Genomic DNA, 1,241 nt, shown 5'->3' on the forward strand with positions numbered 1-1,241 from the left:
GGTACCGGTGTCCTCGGTCTCGCCGGTACCGCGGCGGCCCTGCTGGTCGCGGGTGCGGGCGCGGTCGCCGCGGTCCGCCGCCGTACCGCCGCGGGTCGGGTGGCTGTGGTTCCGGACGCGGTGGCTGTGGTGGCCGAGGGTGTGGAGGTGTCGTACGGGGAGCTGGACGCGGCGTCGAACCGGCTGGCCCGTTATCTGGTGGGACGCGGTGTGGGTGCGGAATCCGTGGTGGGGCTCTGCCTGCCGCGGGGTGCCGGTCTGGTGACGGCGATCCTGGCCGTACTCAAGGCGGGAGCGGCCTATCTGCCGCTCGACGGCCGACTTCCCGTCGACCGGCTGGCCTTCATGCTCACCGACAGCGGGGCTCAGCTCGTGCTCGGCACACAGGACACGCTGGAGGATCTGCCCATCGGGCGCGTTCCGCTGATCGCCCTCGATGATCCGATGACCTCAGCTCTGGTTGCCGCCGAGCTCGAGAGCGCGCCGGACGCCCTGATCGCTCCGGCTTCCTTGGCGTATGTGATTTATACGTCGGGTTCAACGGGGGTGCCGAAGGGTGTGGCGGTGGGTCATGGGGGTGTGGTGAATCTGGTGGCCGCTCAGGGTGAGCGGTTTGCGGTGGACGGTGGGGCGCGGGTGTTGCAGTTCGCGTCGGTGGGGTTCGACGCGGCGGTCTCGGAGGTGTTGGTGACGCTGTGCTCGGGCGGGATGCTGGTGATGGCACCGGGCGAGGGTGTGGATGCGGGGGACGGGCTGGTGGGTCTGGTGGCCCGGCACGGTGTCACTCACGCGACGCTGCCGCCCGCGCTTCTCGGCGCACTCGACACCGGCGATCTGCCCACCCTCCGCACCCTGGTCTCCGCGGGTGAGGCTCTCGACGCCGCGCTGGTGGGGCGTTGGGCGCCGGACCGGCGGCTGATCAACGCCTATGGCCCCACCGAGATCACGGTCTGTGCGTCGATGTCGGGTCCGTTGTCGGCGGGGGACGAGCCGACGATTGGTGGGCCGATCGCGAATGCGCGGGTGTTCGTGCTGGACGGAGCCCTCGCTCCCGTTCCGGTGGGTGTCGCGGGTGAGCTGTATGTGGCGGGTGTGGGTGTGGCGCGGGGGTATGTGGGGCGTCCGGGGCTGACGGGTGAGCGGTTTGTCGCCTGCCCGTACGGGTCCGGTGGTGAGCGGATGTACCGGACCGGTGACCTGGTGAAGTGGACGGCGGACGGGCAGCTGATGTTCGTCGGCCG

The 1,241-nt window shown here is 70.7% G+C and carries 1 protein-coding gene; it reads left to right on the plus strand.

Annotated features, from left to right (window positions below; genetic code table 11):
- On the plus strand, window positions 1–1,241 hold a 1,241-nt coding region (locus ACWDR0_RS34945), incomplete at both ends, for an amino acid adenylation domain-containing protein (protein WP_456355855.1).

The sequence above is a fragment of the Streptomyces sp. NPDC003691 genome, from assembly GCF_053981115.1.